Annotated in this window: 11 protein-coding genes; 10 read left to right on the forward strand and 1 reads right to left on the reverse strand. The window is 68.7% G+C overall.

Translation table 11 applies throughout. The annotated features are described in order from the left end of the window. The first annotated feature begins 5 nt into the window (after positions 1 to 5). On the forward strand, positions 6 to 2,873 hold the full coding sequence (locus CKW28_RS04295; protein WP_003926005.1) for a cation-translocating P-type ATPase: 2,868 nt from the start codon (positions 6 to 8) through the stop codon (positions 2,871 to 2,873). 51 nt (positions 2,874 to 2,924) lie between these two features. Next, positions 2,925 to 3,884, forward strand: coding sequence for a helix-turn-helix transcriptional regulator (locus CKW28_RS04300; protein WP_040547076.1), 960 nt, complete (start codon positions 2,925 to 2,927; stop codon positions 3,882 to 3,884). Positions 3,885 to 3,932: 48 nt separating this feature from the next. On the opposite strand, the gene CKW28_RS04305 is transcribed toward CKW28_RS04300, so the two are convergent. Beyond that, the gene (locus CKW28_RS04305) at positions 3,933 to 4,484 is read right to left on the reverse strand and encodes a nucleotidyltransferase family protein (RefSeq protein ID WP_003926007.1); all 552 of its coding nucleotides are present in this window, start codon (positions 4,482 to 4,484) and stop codon (positions 3,933 to 3,935) included. A 50-nt stretch (positions 4,485 to 4,534) separates the two neighbouring features. Here CKW28_RS04305 and CKW28_RS04310 point away from each other — a divergent pair, with 50 nt between their 5' ends. From CKW28_RS04310 to CKW28_RS04350, 8 genes are all read left to right on the forward strand, one after another. After that, positions 4,535 to 5,302, forward strand: a complete 768-nt coding sequence (locus tag CKW28_RS04310) for an endonuclease/exonuclease/phosphatase family protein (protein WP_003926008.1) — start codon at positions 4,535 to 4,537, stop codon at positions 5,300 to 5,302. A 17-nt stretch (positions 5,303 to 5,319) separates the two neighbouring features. Beyond that, complete coding sequence (locus CKW28_RS04315) at positions 5,320 to 6,228, forward strand: ROK family protein (RefSeq protein ID WP_003926009.1); 909 nt, start codon at positions 5,320 to 5,322, stop codon at positions 6,226 to 6,228. 160 nt (positions 6,229 to 6,388) lie between these two features. Then, positions 6,389 to 6,835, forward strand: a complete 447-nt coding sequence (locus tag CKW28_RS04320; protein ID WP_003926010.1) for an anthrone oxygenase family protein — start codon at positions 6,389 to 6,391, stop codon at positions 6,833 to 6,835. A 237-nt stretch (positions 6,836 to 7,072) separates the two neighbouring features. After that, positions 7,073 to 7,600 carry a 50S ribosomal protein L10 gene (gene rplJ / locus CKW28_RS04325; RefSeq protein ID WP_003926011.1) on the forward strand — a complete coding sequence of 176 codons (528 nt, stop codon included), beginning with the start codon at positions 7,073 to 7,075 and terminating at the stop codon, positions 7,598 to 7,600. 38 nt (positions 7,601 to 7,638) lie between these two features. Next, positions 7,639 to 8,034, forward strand: a complete 396-nt coding sequence (gene rplL, locus CKW28_RS04330; RefSeq protein WP_003926012.1) for a 50S ribosomal protein L7/L12 — start codon at positions 7,639 to 7,641, stop codon at positions 8,032 to 8,034. A gap of 283 nt (positions 8,035 to 8,317) precedes the next feature. Continuing rightward, entirely contained in the window at positions 8,318 to 9,400 is a 1,083-nt protein-coding gene (locus tag CKW28_RS04335; RefSeq protein ID WP_003926013.1) for an ABC transporter ATP-binding protein, read from the forward strand. Positions 9,401 to 10,142: 742 nt separating this feature from the next. After that, complete coding sequence (gene rpoB, locus CKW28_RS04345) at positions 10,143 to 13,649, forward strand: DNA-directed RNA polymerase subunit beta (protein ID WP_040547077.1); 3,507 nt, start codon at positions 10,143 to 10,145, stop codon at positions 13,647 to 13,649. Between the two features lie 57 nt (positions 13,650 to 13,706). Further along, positions 13,707 to 17,654, forward strand: a complete 3,948-nt coding sequence (locus tag CKW28_RS04350; RefSeq protein WP_003926016.1) for a DNA-directed RNA polymerase subunit beta' — start codon at positions 13,707 to 13,709, stop codon at positions 17,652 to 17,654. Positions 17,655 to 17,665 lie beyond the last annotated feature (11 nt).

Here is a 17,665-nt window from a genome sequence, read left to right on the forward strand (position 1 = left end):
ACGAGGTGGCTGCACCCGTCGTCGCGGCACCGGATCCGACCCCCGATCCGGCCCTGCGAGATGCCGCCGACATCGCCCGCGAACTGGGCGTCGACCCCGCGGTCGGGTTGAGCACGGCCGAGGCCGCGCGCCGGCTGCGGGTCGACGGGCCCAACGAGCTGCGGGCGAAACCGCCGCTGCCCGGATGGCGCCGATTCCTGGCCCAGTTCCAGGATCCGCTTGTCTACCTGCTGCTGGTGGCCGTCGCGATCTCGTTGCTGGCGTGGGCGGCCGAGGGCGCCCGGGGTGTGCCGATCGACGCGGTGGTGATCTCCGTCGTCCTCATGCTCAACGCCGTCCTCGGGTTCGTCGAGGAGCACCGCGCCGAGAACGCGGTCGCGGCGCTGCAGTCGATGACCGAAACCCGCGCCACGGTGCTGCGCGACGGGAGGCTGACCACCGTGCCGTCGCACGAACTCGTCCGCGGCGACATCCTCGTGCTGAACGAGGGCGACGCCGTCGGCGCCGACGCCCGCGTGCTGTCGGCCACCGCGCTGCGCGTCCAGGAAGCCGCGCTGACCGGGGAGAGCGAAGCCGTCACCAAGAACGCCGCCACCCTGCCGCGACGGGTGCCGTTGGGCGACCGGAGAAACATGGTCTTCAAGGGCACCGCGGTGGTCCAGGGCGTCGGCCGGGCCGTGGTCACCGGCGTCGGGATGCGCACCGAGGCGGGCGCCATCGCCGAGCTGCTCGAGGCCACCGAGGAAGAACCCAGCCCGCTGCAGAAGGAGATCACCTGGGTCAGCAAGCTGCTCGGGGTCACCGTCATCGCGATCGCGGTCGCGGTCATGGTCCTCACCGCGGCCGTCAACGACGTGGACACCGTCGACGAGTTCGTCACCGTGCTGCTGCTCGGGGTGGCCCTGGCGGTCGCCGCGGTCCCCGAAGGTCTGCCGGCCATCCTCTCGGTGGTGCTGGCCATCGGGGTGCAGCGGATGACCCGGCGCAACGCCGTCGTCAAGAAGCTGCACTCGGTGGAGACGCTCGGTTCGGCCTCGGTCATCGCCACCGACAAGACCGGCACGCTGACCAAGAACGAGATGACGATCCAGCGGATCCGCACGGCGTCCGGCGAGGTCGAACTCACCGGCGTCGGCTACCGCCCGGACGGCACCGCCCTGCTCGACGGGAAAGCGCTGACCGATCCGCGACTCGCCCGCGAGGTGAGCCTGGTCATCGCCGGCGGATCGATCGCCAACAATGCCCAGCTGCACCGCCGCGACGACACCTGGGAGATCCAGGGCGACCCCACCGAGGCGGCTTTTCTCGTCGCCGCGCACAAGCTGGCCGACGCCACCGAGCTGGCCCGCGCCTTCCGCCGGCGGGCCGAGATCCCGTTCACCTCCGAACGCAAGATGATGTCGGTGCTCGGCCGGGCCGAGGACGAACCGCCCACCCTGGTCACCAAGGGCGCCCCCGATGTGCTGCTGCGGCGCTGCGCCGCACTGCAGCTCGGCGACGACATCGTCCCGCTCGACGATGAGCGGCGCGCCCGGGCGCTCGCCGACGTCGACGAACTGTCCGCGCAGGGGTTCCGCACGCTGGCCGTCGCCTACCGCCGCATCGGCGAACCGGACCTGCCCGACGACCCGGACGGCCCCGGGATCGGCGACGAGGCCTCCGGGATCAGCGACGAGGTGGAAGACGACCTGGTCTACGTCGGCGTGGTCGGCATCATCGACCCGCCGCGCGACGAGGTCCCGGACGCCGTCGCGATGGCCCGGCGGGCCGGTATCCGGGTGCTGATGATCACCGGCGACCATCCCCGCACCGCGGTGCGCATCGCCGAGGACCTGGGCCTGATCGACGCGGGAGCCGAACCGGGGGCCGGCCGGGCCGCGATCACCGGCGCCGAACTGGACGACCTGTCGAATCGGGAACTGCTCGAGGTGACGGCGCGGACATCGGTCTACGCGCGGGTGGCGCCCCAGCACAAACTGCGGATCGTCGACGCGCTGCAACTGCAGGGGCACGTCGTGGCGATGACCGGCGACGGCGTGAACGACGCCCCGGCGCTGAAATCCGCCGACATCGGCGTGGCGATGGGCATCACCGGCACCGAGGTCACCAAGGAAGCCGCCACGATGATCCTCGGCGACGACAACTTCGCCACCATCGTGGCGGCGGTGCGCCAGGGCCGCATCATCTTCGACAACATCAAGAAGTTCCTGCGGTACCTGCTGTCGTCGAACATGGGTGAGGTCTTCACCGTCTTCTTCGGCGTGCTGCTGGCCGGATACATCGGCCTCACCGCGGGGGCGGGGGAGACGATCGTGGTGCCCCTGCTGGCGACCCAGATCCTGTGGATCAACCTGATCACCGACTCCACCCCGGCCCTGGCCATGGGAGTGGACCCCGAGGTCGACGATGTGATGGCGCGCGGACCGCGGCGGCCCGGCGACCGCATCATCGACGGCCACATGTGGGCCGGCATCATGTCGATAGGCCTGGTGATGGCCGCGGTCACGCTGCTGACCATGGACATCTTCCTGCCCGGCGGGCTGGTGGAGGGTTCGGACTCGCTGGACGTGGCCCGCACCGCGGGGTTCACCACGCTGGTGTTCGCCCAGCTGTTCAACAGCTTCAACTCCCGCTCGGAAACCTCCAGCGCCTTCCGGCGGCCGTTCAGCAACCCCTGGTTGTGGGCCGCGGTGGCGCTCGGCGCGGCACTGCAGGTGGCCGTCGTGCATGTGCCGCTGCTGCAGGTGGCCTTCGGCACCGCGCCGCTGGATCTCGCGCACTGGGCGGTGGCGATCGCGATGGCGTCGGTGGTGTTGTGGTTCGACGAGATCCGCAAGGTCGTGTTGCGCGCGTTCGGGGTGGACGGCGCGTGACCGGGGTGGTAGCGGACAACTTCTGTCCTTTGAATGTGGCAGGCTGCGGATGTGTCGGAGACGACGAGCCGGGTGCTGCGGCTGCTCGGGCTGCTGCAGTCCCGGCGGGTGTGGAGCGGGGAGGAACTGGCCGAGCGGCTCGGCGTCACCACCCGCAGCGTCCGCCGCGACGTCGAGCGGCTGCGCGACCTCGGGTACCCGGTGCACGCCAGCCGTGGCCACGGCGGCGGATACCAGCTGGGTGCGGGGGCGGCGCTGCCGCCGCTGCTGCTCGACCCTGAGGAGGCCGTCGCGGTCGCGGTGTGCCTGCGGCTGGCCGCCGGTGGCAGCATCGCCGGGGTGGGGGAGTCGGCGCTGCGGGCGCTGGGCAAGCTCGACCAGGTGATGCCCGCGCGGCTGCGGTCCCAGGTCTCGGCGGTGCACGAGGCCACCACCACCCTCGGCCCGAACCAACCCGATCAGCCGGTGGCGCCCGACGTGCTGATGACCCTGGCGCGGGCCTGCCGCGACCACGAACACGTCAACACCGGCTACACCGACCGCGCCGGCAACCGCAGCCGGCGCCGGCTCGAGCCGTACCAGCTGGTGACCACCGGCCGGCGCTGGTACCTGCTGGCCTACGACCGGGATCGCGGTGACTGGCGCAGCCTGCGCCTGGACCGGATGACCGATGTGCGGGCGCTGGGCAGCACCTTCACCCCACGCCCGGCGCCCGACGCGGCCGAGTTCGTGCGGCATTCGATCAGCGCATCGCCGTACCGCCACGTCGCGCGGGTCCGGTTCCGCGCGCCCGAACGCGTGGTGTCCCAACACTTTCCGGCGGCCGCGGTGATGATCGAGCCGGATGGGCCGGACACCTGCATCGTCACCGCGGGTGCCGACGACCCGCAACGCATCGTGCTGCACCTGGCCGCGCCCGGTCTGCCGTTCGAGGTGCTGGAACCCGCCGAGGTCGCTGAGGCCGCCGCGGCGGTGGCGGACCTGCTGACCCGCGCATCCGGCCGAACGTGAACGCGATTGCGAATCCACGCAGAATTCTCGCGAACAACTCGGCGGGTGCTACGCGGTGATGCCGAGCCGGTCGGTGAGCACCAGGAACGCATGCGCGAAATCGTTGCCGGCGGTGTCCTGCCGGACCCGAGGCCAGTCCACCTGTTCGCGCACCGCCCGTACCCCGGGCAGCAGCCCCGCGAAATCACAGTGATGCTCGTTGAGCGCCGTCAGCTTCTCGGTCAGCACCTGCGTCGGCGACAACACCGGCATCCGCAGCGCCAGCACCTCCCGTTCGGCGGCCGACGCGATCATCGCCGCGGACACCGGCACCCCGTTGAGCCGGTGCAGCACATCGATGACGAAATCGTCCTCGACACACGCCTTGAACAGCCAGTCCTCCGGGGTGCGCTCGATACGGAAACCCGCCTTCTGCAGCGTCACCGCGGCCGCCTCGGTGTCCTCCTCGGCCACCACGAAATCGACGTCGTGCACGGGTTCCGGCCCGCCGAACACCCACAGCGCATAGCTGCCGCCGAGCGCGAAACCCGGGCCGTGCGCCTTGAACGCCGACGCCGCGCGCTTCAGCGCGTGGCGGAGATCCTCACTGCGGGGTGGCATCGGCGGTCCACATGAGTCGGGTGCGGGCGATCGTGGGTATCTGGTACCCCATGCGGCTCGCGACATTCAACATCCTGCACGGTCGCAGCGTGCACGACGGCGACGTCGACCCGGACCGGCTGGTGGCGTCGGTCGAACACCTCGACGCCGATGTGCTCGCCCTGCAAGAGGTCGACTGTGATCAGCCACGGTCGAAGATGGCCGACCTGACCAGCCTGGCCGCCGAGGCGATGGGCGCGACCAGTCACCGGTTCGTGGCGGCGATCGCCGGCACGCCGGGCGCCACCTGGATGGCCGCCACCGGTGACGAACAGCCCGGGACCGCCGCCTACGGCATCGCCCTGCTGTCCCGGTATCCGGCCCTGAACTGGCAGGTGGTGCGGCTGCCGCGGATCCCGATGCGGTTCCCGATGTATCTGCCCGGGCCGAACCGGGTGCGGATCGTCGACGAGGAACCGCGCGCGGCGATGATCGCCCGACTGGACACCCCGCGCGGTGAACTCACCGTCGCCAACACCCACCTGTCCTTCGTGCCGGGGTGGAACCGGATCCAACTGCGTCACCTGATCCGGGATCTGCGGGCCTTTCCGGGCCCGCGGGTGCTGATGGGCGACCTCAACATGACCCCGCCCAGCCCGGCGCGGTGGTCGCGGCTGCGTCCGCTCGGCTCCGGCCACACCTTTCCGGCCGCCGAGCCGAACCGCCAGCTCGACCACATCCTGACCGACGATCCCGCCCTGCGCCCGGTCCGCGGCGGCGCGGTCGAGCTGGGCGTGTCCGACCACCGGGCGCTGGTCGTCGATATCGGCCGCGGCTGACGGCCTACTGTCGGGGCGTGCTCACGCTGACCCTCGACATCGGCGGCACCAAGCTGGCCGCCGGGCTGGTCGACGGCGACGGCGGCCTCGTCCACCACACCCATGCCGCCACCCCCGGCGGCGACGCCGAAGCCGTGTGGACGGTGCTCGCCGGGTTGATCGACGACGCGCTGACCCGAGCCGGTGGGCGGGTGCGCGCGGTGGGCGTCGGCTCGGCCGGACCGATCGACCTGACCGCCGGCACGGTCAGCCCGATCAACCTGACCGCGTGGTCCCGGTTCCCGCTGACCGAACGGGTCTCGGCGGCGCTGCCCGGGGTTCCGGTCCGGCTCGGCGGCGACGGTCTGTGCATGGCGATGGGGGAACAGTGGCGTGGCGCGGGCCGCGGCGCCCGGTTCGTGCTGGGCATCGTGGTCTCCACCGGGGTGGGCGGGGGACTGGTCCTCGACGGCATGCCCTACCAGGGCCGGACGGGCAACGCCGGTCACGTCGGACACGTCGTCGTCGACCCGCGGGGCGTCGCGTGCAGCTGCGGTGGCCGGGGGTGCGTCGAGACGATGGCCGCCGGACCCGCGATGGTGCGGTGGGCACGGGCGAACGGCTGGAACGCCCCGCCGGACGCCGATGCCGAGGACCTCGCCGCTGCCGCCGCGGCGGGGGTTCCGGTTGCCGTGCGGGCTTACCGCCGGGGTGCCGACGCGCTCGCGGCGGCGATCTCGTCGGTGGCGGCGGTGTGCGACCTGGACCTTGTGGTCATCGGCGGTGGGGTGGCCCGATCCGGGCCGGTGCTGTTCGACCCGCTGGCCGAGGCGTTGACGACATACACCGGCCTGAGCTTCCTGCGCGGCCTTCGGGTGGTGCCGGCCCGGCTCGGCGCTACCGCCGGGCTCATTGGTGCCGCTCGACTGGCGATTTCGGCGTGCTGACGGTCGCTCAGCGGTCGTCAGCACGCCGAAATCGCAAGGTCAGGCCCGCGTCGACCAGGTCGCGGGCTGGGCTGGTTCCCGGAACCGCCACCATGACCCCGTCCGCTGACGAAAACGTCACTACTTGTGCTTTTGTCAGCACATCGGGACGGTGGGGTGCATGACAGCGGCAATCCAGGCTCTGGCGGTCCTGCTGGCCGGTCCGTTGGTCGGCTGCGAGATCGCGGTGGCGGTGTTTCTGCATCCGCTGCTGAGCCGCCTGCCTGACGATGCCTTTCGCGCCGCCCGCAGCGCCGGCGCCGACCAACTCGGCCGCGTCATGCCGTTCTGGTACGCCGCCACCCTGGCGCTGCTCCTCGCCGCCGCCGTCGTCGCGCCGGGCGGATACCCGACCTGGCTCATCGGCAGCGCGGCGGCCGTGATGGTCCTGGTGCTGGTGGTGACCATCGCGATGATGGTTCCGCTCAACAACCGGATCGCGAACTACCCCGCCGACCAGCCGGCGCACGAACTGCGGCAATCGGCGCGATTGTGGGACCGGCTGCACTGGCGGCGGGTGGCCCTGCTCGTGATCATGCTGGTGCTGGTGCTGGTGGGGATCAGCTGAGCGCATCGTTTTGGCTGATGGGCCCGGCCACGCTATTCTCGGGTGGTTCCACCGAAGACCGTCGGTCACCGATGAACAATCGGTCGAAGGTCCGGGAGTGATCCCGGCGGCCCACGCAGGAGGACGAGGTTTCGCCGATCGTTGCGCGCCCCGACCTGTCTGCGTCGGGGCGTTCGTCATTTCCGGCCTCGCGGCGGTTGCGGTGGCACATCCACATCCACCACGAGGAGGCATTGCATGGCCCGAGCTGACAAGGCCGCCGCGGTTGCCGAGATCGCCGAACGGTTCAAGGAGGCGACGGCCACCGTCGTCACCGAGTACCGGGGGCTGACGACAGCCGACCTCGCCGAGCTCCGCAGGGCTCTCGGGGAATCGGCGAGCTACCGGGTCGCCAAGAACACGCTGGTTCAGCGCGCCGCCGAGGAAGCCGGCATCGAGGGTCTCGATGAGCTGTTCAGCGGCCCCACCGCGATCGCGTTCGTCACCGGCGAGCCGGTCGACGCCGCGAAGGCGATCAAGAAGTTCGCCAAGGACAACAAGGCGCTGGTCATCAAGGGCGGCTACATGGACGGCCGCCCACTGTCCGTCGCCGAAATCGAGAAGATCGCCGACCTGGAGTCGCGCGAGGTGCTGCTGGCCAAGCTGGCCGGCGCGATGAAGGGCAACTTGGCCAAGGCCGCCGGCCTGTTCAACGCGCCCGCATCCCAGGTCGCGCGTCTCGCGGCCGCGTTGCAAGAGAAGAAGCCCGCCGAGGACGCCGCGTAGCGCGGTTCGGCACCCCAACCCACTAGGAAGGACCACTCATGGCAAAGCTCAGCACCGACGAACTGCTCGAAGCCTTCAAGGAGATGACCCTGCTCGAGCTCTCGGAGTTCGTGAAGAAGTTCGAGGAGACCTTCGAGGTCACCGCCGCGGCGCCGGTCGCCGTCGCGGCCGCCCCGGGTGCCGCGGGCGGTGGCGCCCCGGCCGAGGCCGCCGAGGAGCAGACCGAGTTCGACGTCATCCTCGAGTCCGCCGGTGACAAGAAGATCGGCGTCATCAAGGTCGTCCGGGAGATCGTCTCCGGCCTGGGCCTCAAGGAGGCCAAGGACCTCGTCGACAGCGCTCCCAAGCCGCTGCTGGAGAAGGTCGCCAAGGAGGCCGCCGAGGAGGCCAAGAGCAAGCTCGAGGCCGCCGGCGCGACGGTCACCGTCAAGTAGGGCGTCAGAACGGATCGGTGGGGTCGGCCCGACGGGCCGGCCCCACCGGCGTCTCCGGCTCACTCCGCATGGCGCGCGGCGTGTGTCCCGCCGGCGGGACACCGCTCCCGGGCGTGCCACCAGCGCAATCGCCGGTGCGGGCGACGCCGGATTGTGACCTCAGAAATCTAGGCCCATCCCTGTGGGGGCATAATGGGCCGTAGGCTACAGTGACTCAAGCCACAGGTAGAGGTGGCCGTGGCGCACATCGTCGGCACAGGTTTTGAACTGGGAAGGATCGCTCGTGGGCATTGGTATTCAAGTTGAGGGGCTGACCAAGTCCTTCGGGCCCCAGCGAATTTGGGAAGACGTCACCATGGACATCCCGGCGGGCGAGGTCAGCGTGCTGCTGGGCCCGTCCGGTACCGGTAAGTCGGTGTTTCTGAAGTCGCTGATCGGCCTGCTGCGCCCGGAGCGCGGCAAGATCATCGTCGACGGCACCAACATCATCGACTGCACCGCCAAGGAGCTGTACGAGATCCGGACGTTGTTCGGCGTCATGTTCCAGGACGGCGCCCTGTTCGGGTCGATGAGCATCTACGACAACACCGCTTTCCCGCTGCGTGAGCACACCAAGAAGAAGGAAAGCGAGATCCGCAAGATCGTCATGGAGAAGCTCGAGCTGGTCGGTCTGGCCGGTGACGAGAACAAGTTCCCTGGCGAGATCTCCGGTGGTATGCGCAAGCGTGCCGGCCTGGCCCGCTCGCTCGTGCTGGATCCGCAGATCATCCTCTGTGACGAGCCGGACTCCGGTCTGGACCCGGTGCGTACCGCGTATCTGAGCCAGCTGCTCATCGACATCAACGCGCAGATCGACTGCACCATCCTCATCGTCACGCACAACATCAACATCGCCCGGACGGTGCCGGACAACATCGGCATGCTGTTCCGCAAGCGGCTGGTCATGTTCGGCCCGCGGGAAGTGCTGCTGACCAGCGACGAGCCGGTGGTGCGGCAGTTCCTCAACGGGCGCCGGATCGGTCCGATCGGCATGTCCGAGGAGAAGGACGAGCTGACGATGGCCGAAGAGCAGGCCATGGTCGACGCCGGCCACCACGACGGCGGTGTCGAGGAGATCGTCGGCGTGCCGCCGCAGCTGACCGCCACGCCGGGTATGCCCGAGCGGCAGGCGGTGCACCGGCGCCGGGCCCGGGTGCGGGAGATCCTGCACACCCTGCCGCCCGCCGCGCAGGCCGCGATCCGCGACGACCTCGAGGGCACGCACAAGTATCGGGCCGACGAGTTCGGCGATTCCGGGGCCGGGCAGCACCGGGCGCACGAGGACGACGCCCCGACGGCATCCATCCCGGTGGCCGGCGAACAGTAACGCTCCGGAGCAGACTCCAGCCAGCAACGAACGCGACCGGTCCCTCCCGGTGAGGGGCCGGTCCGTTCGGCTGTGCGCACCCGGGTGTGCGCCGGGCTCGGTGCGGCATGGCTGCGGTGTGCCCGACCGCGCGCGGTGTCGATCGCGGCTGCGCGCGCCGGCAGCGAATCCCCGGCCGATCCCGGTGTGACGAGCCCCAGCAGCGCACCGGCGGCGGCCGTCCGGCGCCACCACCGCCGGGCCGGGCCAGGGTGCGACCGCGCGCGCCCGGTGGTCGGTCGCGGGGGCGATCCAGCGGTGGACCGGTGGCTGAACCGGGGTTGAACAACTCGTGTCGAACCGGGCAAACCGGCAAGCCGGGTCCGGAATTCCTCCACAGCCGATCATCAAAGACCGGGACAAGTCTTGACGGACGGGCCGAAACACGCCACTCTGTTGAGCAGCATGTTCGTAGCGGATCAGGACGCCAGCCAGCGCCAGCTGAGGAAACCCGCTATGTTGACATGCGGTGGTTGAGGAATGCGTGAATCCGCGCTATCGTTAGACGTTGCGCTGGCTGCATCCTGCCCACCTCTACCCGCACCCGACACCGTGGTCCTAGCCTGAGCATCGGTTTTCCGCTCAGTGATCTAGTTGCCGCTGTGCGTTCGGGAGTAGGCGGCTTGATGAAGCCAGCCGAACCGACGCAGATACGCGACGACCGGGAACCGGTGCCACCCGGCATCCCGAACAGTCGCATGAGGTGCTGGAAGGATGCATCTTGGCCGTCTCTAGCCAGAGCAAGTCAGCCATTAACACCAATAACTCCATTCCCGGCGCACCCAACCGGATTTCTTTTGCCAAGCTCCGCGAACCGCTGGAGGTTCCGGGCCTGCTTGATGTGCAGACTGAATCGTTCGAGTGGTTGATCGGCTCGGACACCTGGCGGGAAAAGGCCATCGCCCGCGGAGAGACCGACCCGATCAGTGGCCTCGAGGAAGTACTCTCCGAAATCTCCCCGATCGAGGACTTCTCCGGCAACCTGTCGCTGTCCTTCGCCGATCCGCGCTTCGACGAGGTCAAGGCCTCCGTCGAGGAGTGCAAGGACAAGGACATGACCTACGCGGCGCCGTTGTTCGTGACCGCGGAGTTCATGAACGCCGAGAGCGGCGAGATCAAGAGCCAGACGGTCTTCATGGGCGACTTCCCGATGATGACCGAGAAGGGCACCTTCATCATCAACGGCACCGAGCGTGTCGTGGTGAGCCAGCTGGTGCGGTCCCCGGGCGTGTATTTCGACAAGTCCAAGGACAAGGCCACTGAGAACGACATCACCAGCGTCAAGGTGATCCCCAGCCGGGGCGCCTGGCTGGAGTTCGACGTCGACAAGCGCGAGACCGTCGGGGTGCGCATCGACCGCAAGCGCCGCCAGCCGGTCACCGTGCTGCTCAAGGCGCTGGGCTGGACCAACGAGCAGATCGTCGAGCGGTTCGGCTTCTCCGAGATCATGATGTCGACCCTGGAGAAGGACAACACCGCCAACACCGACGAGGCGCTGCTGGACATCTACCGCAAGCTGCGCCCGGGCGAACCGCCGACCAAGGAGTCCGCGCAGACCCTGCTGGAGAACCTGTTCTTCAAGGAGAAGCGCTACGACCTGGCCCGCGTCGGCCGCTACAAGGTCAACAAGAAGCTCGGCCTGCCGGCCGGTGAGACGATCACCACGACCACGCTCACCGAAGAGGACATCGTCGCCACCATCGAGTACCTGGTGCGGCTGCACCAGGGCGACACGACGATGACCGTGCCGGGCGGCTTCGAGGTCCCCGTCGAAGAGGACGACATCGACCACTTCGGCAACCGCCGCCTGCGCACCGTCGGCGAGCTGATCCAGAACCAGATCCGGGTCGGCCTGTCCCGCATGGAGCGCGTCGTGCGCGAGCGGATGACCACCCAGGACGTCGAGGCGATCACGCCGCAGACCCTGATCAACATCCGCCCCGTCGTGGCGGCGATCAAGGAGTTCTTCGGCACCAGCCAGCTGAGCCAGTTCATGGACCAGAACAACCCGCTGTCGGGTCTGACCCACAAGCGCCGGCTGTCGGCGCTGGGCCCGGGCGGTCTGAGCCGGGAGCGCGCCGGCCTCGAGGTCCGCGACGTCCACCCGTCGCACTACGGCCGGATGTGCCCGATCGAGACCCCCGAGGGTCCGAACATCGGTCTGATCGGCTCGCTGTCGGTGTACGCCCGGGTCAATCCGTTCGGGTTCATCGAGACGCCGTACCGCAAGGTCGTCGACGGTGTGGTCACCGACGAGGTGGTCTACCTGACCGCCGACGAGGAGGACCGCTACATCGTCGCGCAGGCCAACTCGCCCACCGACGACGAGGGCCGGTTCACCGAGGACCGCGTGCTGGTCCGCAAGAAGGGCGGCGAGATCGAGTACGTGTCGGGCTCGCAGGTCGACTACATGGACGTCTCGCCGCGCCAGATGGTGTCGGTGGCCACGGCCATGATTCCGTTCCTCGAGCACGACGACGCCAACCGGGCCCTGATGGGTGCCAACATGCAGCGTCAGGCGGTTCCGCTGGTGCGCAGTGAGGCGCCGCTGGTCGGCACCGGCATGGAGCTGCGGGCCGCGATCGACGCCGGCGACGTCGTGGTCGCGGAGAAGGCCGGCGTGATCGAGGAGGTCTCCGCCGACTACATCACCGTCATGCACGACGACGGCACCCGCGAGACCTACATGCTGCGCAAGTTCGCCCGGTCCAACCACGGCACCTGCGCGAACCAGAAGCCGATCGTGGACGCCGGGCAGCGGGTGGAGGCCGGGCAGGTCATCGCCGACGGGCCGTGCACCCAGAACGGTGAGATGGCGTTGGGCAAGAACCTGCTCGTCGCGATCATGCCGTGGGAGGGCCACAACTACGAGGACGCGATCATCCTCTCCAACCGGCTGGTGGAGGAGGACGTGCTCACCTCGATCCACATCGAGGAGCACGAGATCGACGCCCGCGACACCAAGCTGGGCGCCGAGGAGATCACCCGGGACATCCCCAACATCTCCGATGAGGTGCTGGCCGACCTCGACGAGCGCGGCATCGTCCGCATCGGCGCCGAGGTCCGCGACGGCGACATCCTGGTCGGCAAGGTCACCCCGAAGGGGGAGACCGAGCTGACCCCGGAGGAACGGCTGCTGCGCGCGATCTTCGGCGAGAAGGCCCGCGAGGTCCGCGACACCTCGCTGAAGGTGCCGCACGGCGAGTCCGGCAAGGTCATCGGCATCCGGGTGTTCTCCCGCGAGGACGACGACGAGCTGCCGGCCGGTGTCAACGAACTGGTCCGCGTCTACGTGGCCCAGAAGCGCAAGATCTCCGACGGCGACAAGCTGGCCGGGCGCCACGGCAACAAGGGCGTCATCGGCAAGATCCTGCCGGTCGAGGACATGCCGTTCCTGCCGGACGGCACCCCGGTCGACATCATCCTCAACACCCACGGTGTGCCGCGGCGGATGAACATCGGCCAGATCCTGGAGACCCACCTCGGGTGGGTGGCCAAGAGCGGCTGGGACATCAACCTCGTCGGCGACAAGGACCTGGCGTCCAAGCTGCCCGAGGAGCTGCACTCGGCCCCGCCGAACAGCATCGTCGCCACCCCGGTGTTCGACGGTGCGCAGGAGGAGGAACTGCAGGCGCTGCTCGCCTCGACCCTGCCGAACCGCGACGGTCAGCAGATGGTCGACAACGACGGCAAGGCGATCCTGTACGACGGGCGCTCCGGGGAACCGTTCCCGTACCCGGTGACGGTCGGCTACATGTACATCCTCAAGCTGCACCACCTGGTGGACGACAAGATCCACGCCCGCTCCACCGGCCCGTACTCGATGATCACCCAGCAGCCGCTGGGCGGTAAGGCGCAGTTCGGTGGCCAGCGGTTCGGCGAGATGGAGTGCTGGGCCATGCAGGCCTACGGCGCCGCGTACACGCTGCAGGAGCTGCTGACCATCAAGTCCGACGACACCGTCGGCCGGGTCAAGGTGTACGAGGCGATCGTCAAGGGCGAGAACATCCCCGAACCCGGGATTCCGGAGTCCTTCAAGGTGCTGCTCAAGGAGCTGCAGTCGCTGTGCCTCAACGTCGAGGTGCTGTCCAGCGACGGCGCCGCGATCGAGATGCGCGACGGCGACGACGAGGATCTGGAGCGCGCGGCGGCCAATCTGGGCATCAACCTGTCGCGCAACGAATCCGCCTCGGTGGAGGACCTCGCATAGCGCATCCCGAACTCGCCACTACCAGTTTTTCTATCCCGGAAGGGGAAAGGGAGTTACGTGCTAGACGTCAACTTCTTCGATGAGCTCCGGATCGGCCTGGCCACCGCCGACGACATCCGTCGGTGGTCCTACGGCGAGGTGAAGAAGCCGGAGACCATCAACTACCGCACGCTGAAGCCGGAGAAGGATGGCCTGTTCTGCGAGAAGATCTTCGGACCGACTCGCGACTGGGAGTGCTACTGCGGCAAGTACAAGCGCGTCCGCTTCAAGGGAATCATCTGTGAGCGCTGCGGCGTCGAGGTGACCCGCGCCAAGGTGCGCCGGGAGCGGATGGGCCACATCGAACTGGCCGCGCCGGTCACCCACATCTGGTACTTCAAGGGTGTCCCGTCACGGCTCGGCTACCTGCTCGACCTGGCGCCCAAGGATCTCGAGAAGATCATCTACTTCGCCGCCTACGTCATCACCGACGTCGACGAGGAGATGCGCCACAACGAGCTGTCCACGCTCGAAGCGGAGATGGCCGTCGAGCGCAAGGCCGTCGAGGACCAGCGTGACCTCGACCTGGCCGAGCGGGCCAAGAAGCTGGAGCAGGACCTCGCCGAACTCGAGGCCGAGGGCGCCAAGTCCGACGTCCGCCGCAAGGTGCGCGACGCCGGCGAGCGCGAGATGCGCCAGATCCGCGACCGGGCCCAGCGCGAGCTGGACCGGCTCGACGAGATCTGGAACACCTTCACCAAGCTGGCGCCCAAGCAGCTGATCGTCGACGAGGTGCTCTACCGCGAGCTGGTCGACCGCTACGGCGAGTACTTCCAGGGCGGGATGGGCGCCGAGGCGATCAAGAAGCTGATCGAGAACTTCGACATCGACGCTGAGGCCGAGGCGCTGCGCGAGGTGATCCGCAGCGGCAAGGGGCAGAAGAAGCTGCGGGCGCTGAAGCGGCTCAAGGTGGTCGCGGCGTTCCAGCAGTCGAGCAACTCACCGATGGGCATGGTGCTCGACGCGGTGCCGGTGATCCCGCCGGAGCTGCGGCCGATGGTGCAGCTCGACGGTGGCCGGTTCGCCACCTCCGACCTCAACGACCTGTACCGCCGCGTCATCAACCGCAACAACCGGCTCAAGCGACTGATCGACCTCGGCGCGCCCGAGATCATCGTCAACAACGAGAAGCGGATGCTGCAGGAGTCGGTGGACGCGCTGTTCGACAACGGCCGGCGCGGCCGTCCGGTCACCGGGCCGGGCAACCGTCCGCTCAAGTCGCTGTCGGATCTGCTCAAGGGCAAGCAGGGCCGGTTCCGCCAGAACCTGCTCGGTAAGCGCGTCGACTACTCCGGCCGTTCGGTGATCGTGGTCGGCCCGCAGCTCAAGCTGCACCAGTGCGGTCTGCCCAAGCTGATGGCGCTGGAGCTGTTCAAGCCGTTCGTGATGAAGCGGCTGGTCGACCTGAACCACGCGCAGAACATCAAGAGCGCCAAGCGGATGGTCGAGCGGCAGCGTCCGCAGGTGTGGGACGTGCTCGAAGAGGTCATCGCCGAGCACCCGGTGCTGCTGAACCGCGCGCCCACCCTGCACCGCCTGGGCATCCAGGCGTTCGAGCCGCTGCTGGTGGAGGGCAAGGCCATCCAGCTGCACCCGCTGGTGTGCGAGGCGTTCAACGCCGACTTCGACGGCGACCAGATGGCCGTGCACCTGCCGCTGAGCGCCGAGGCGCAGGCCGAGGCCCGCATCCTGATGCTGTCCAGCCACAACATCCTGTCGCCGGCGTCCGGCCGCCCGCTGGCCATGCCGCGACTGGACATGGTGACCGGGCTGTACTACCTGACCACGATGGTTCCGGGGGACAAGGGCGAGTACCAGCCCGCCACCAAGGACGCCCCGGAGCAGGGTGTGTACAGCAGCCCGGCCGAGGCGATCATGGCGATGGACCGCGGCGTGCTGAGCGTCCGGGCCAAGATCAAGGTGCGGCTGTCGGATCAGCGGCCGCCGGCCGACGTCGAGGCCGAGCTGTTCCCGGACGGCTGGAAGCCGGGTGACGTCTGGACGACGGAGACCACCCTGGGCCGGGTGATGTTCAACGAGCTGCTGCCGCAGGACTATCCGTTCGTCAACGAGCAGATGCACAAGAAGGTCCAGGCCCGGATCGTCAACGACCTGGCCGAGCGCTACCCGATGATCGTGGTCGCGCAGACCGTCGACAAGCTCAAGGACGCCGGCTTCTACTGGGCGACCCGCTCCGGTGTGACGGTCTCGATGGCCGACGTGCTGGTGCCGCCGCAGAAGAAGGAGATCCTGGACCGCTACGAGAAGGAAGCGGACGGGATCGAGAAGAAGTACCAGCGCGGTGCGCTCAACTACGAGGAACGCAACGAGGCCCTGGTCAAGATCTGGCAGGACGCCACCGAAGAGGTGGGGCAGGTGCTGCGGGACTTCTACCCCGAGGACAACCCGATCATCATGATCGTGGAGTCCGGCGCCACGGGTAACTTCACCCAGACCCGGACCCTGGCCGGCATGAAGGGCCTGGTGACCAACCCGAAGGGTGAGTTCATCCCGCGGCCGATCAAGTCCTCGTTCCGTGAGGGCCTGACCGTGCTGGAGTACTTCATCAACACCCACGGCGCCCGTAAGGGTCTGGCGGACACCGCGCTGCGGACCGCCGACTCGGGTTACCTGACTCGTCGTCTGGTGGACGTGTCGCAGGACGTCATCGTGCGCGAGCACGACTGCGAGACCGAGCGCGGCATCAACGTCACGCTCGCCGAGCGGCAGCCGGACGGCACGCTGGTCCGCGATCAGCACATCGAGACCTCGGCCTACGCCCGGACGCTGGCCACCGACGCGGTCGACAAGGACGGCAACGTCATCGTCGAACGGGGCCACGACCTGGGCGACCCGCAGATCGAGGCGCTGCTGGCGGCCGGCATCACCGAGGTCAAGGTGCGGTCGGTGCTCACCTGCGCCACCGGCACCGGGGTGTGCGCGATGTGCTACGGCCGTTCGATGGCGACCGGCAAGCTGGTCGACATCGGCGAGGCGGTCGGCATCGTCGCCGCCCAGTCCATCGGTGAGCCCGGTACCCAGCTGACCATGCGGACGTTCCACCAGGGTGGTGTCGGCGGTGACATCACCGGTGGTCTGCCGCGGGTGCAGGAGCTGTTCGAGGCCCGGGTGCCGCGCAACGAGGCGCCGATCGCCGACGTCAGCGGCCGGATCCGGCTCGAAGAGGACGACAAGTTCTACAAGATCACCATCATCCCCGACGACGGGGGCGAGGAGGTCGTCTACGACAAGCTCTCCCGTCGTCAGCGGTTGAAGGTCATCAAGCATCCCGACGGGACGGAGCGGCTGCTCGCCGACGGCGACCACGTCGAGGTGGGCCAGCAGCTGCTCGAAGGTTCGGCCAACCCGCACGAGGTGCTGCGTGTGCAGGGGCCCCGCGAGGTGCAGATCCACCTCGTCAAGGAGGTCCAGGAGGTCTACCGTGCTCAGGGCGTGTCGATCCACGACAAGCACATCGAGGTGATCGTCCGGCAGATGCTGCGCCGCGTGACCATCATCGACTCGGGCTCGACGGAGTTTCTGCCCGGGTCGCTGACCGAGCGGGCGGAGTTCGAGGCCGAGAACCGTCGGGTGGTGGCCGAGGGCGGCGAGCCCGCGGCCGGTCGTCCGGTGCTGATGGGTATCACCAAGGCGTCGCTGGCCACCGATTCGTGGCTCAGTGCGGCGTCGTTCCAGGAGACCACGCGCGTGCTGACCGATGCGGCGATCAACTGCCGCAGCGACAAGCTGCAGGGTCTGAAGGAGAACGTGATCATCGGCAAGCTGATCCCGGCCGGTACCGGTATTCCGCGGTACCGCAACATCCAGGTGCAGCCGACCGAGGAGGCCCGGGCCGCTGCGTACACGATCCCGACCTACGAGGATCAGTACTACAGCCCCGACTTCGGTCAGGCCACCGGTGCCGCGGTTCCGCTGGACGACTACGGCTACGGCGACTACCGCTAGGCGACCATCGC

The organism is Mycolicibacterium thermoresistibile, assembly GCF_900187065.1.
GTDB lineage: Bacteria > Actinomycetota > Actinomycetes > Mycobacteriales > Mycobacteriaceae > Mycobacterium > Mycobacterium thermoresistibile.

Coding starts and splice junctions, on each gene's coding strand:
- CKW28_RS04305 (WP_003926007.1), bottom strand. CDS start 4,484: ATGCCACCCCGCAGTGAGGATCTCCGCCACGCGCTGAAGCGCGCGGCG.
- CKW28_RS04310 (WP_003926008.1), top strand. CDS start 4,535: ATGCGGCTCGCGACATTCAACATCCTGCACGGTCGCAGCGTGCACGAC.
- CKW28_RS04320 (WP_003926010.1), top strand. CDS start 6,389: ATGACAGCGGCAATCCAGGCTCTGGCGGTCCTGCTGGCCGGTCCGTTG.
- rplJ (WP_003926011.1), top strand. CDS start 7,073: ATGGCCCGAGCTGACAAGGCCGCCGCGGTTGCCGAGATCGCCGAACGG.
- rplL (WP_003926012.1), top strand. CDS start 7,639: ATGGCAAAGCTCAGCACCGACGAACTGCTCGAAGCCTTCAAGGAGATG.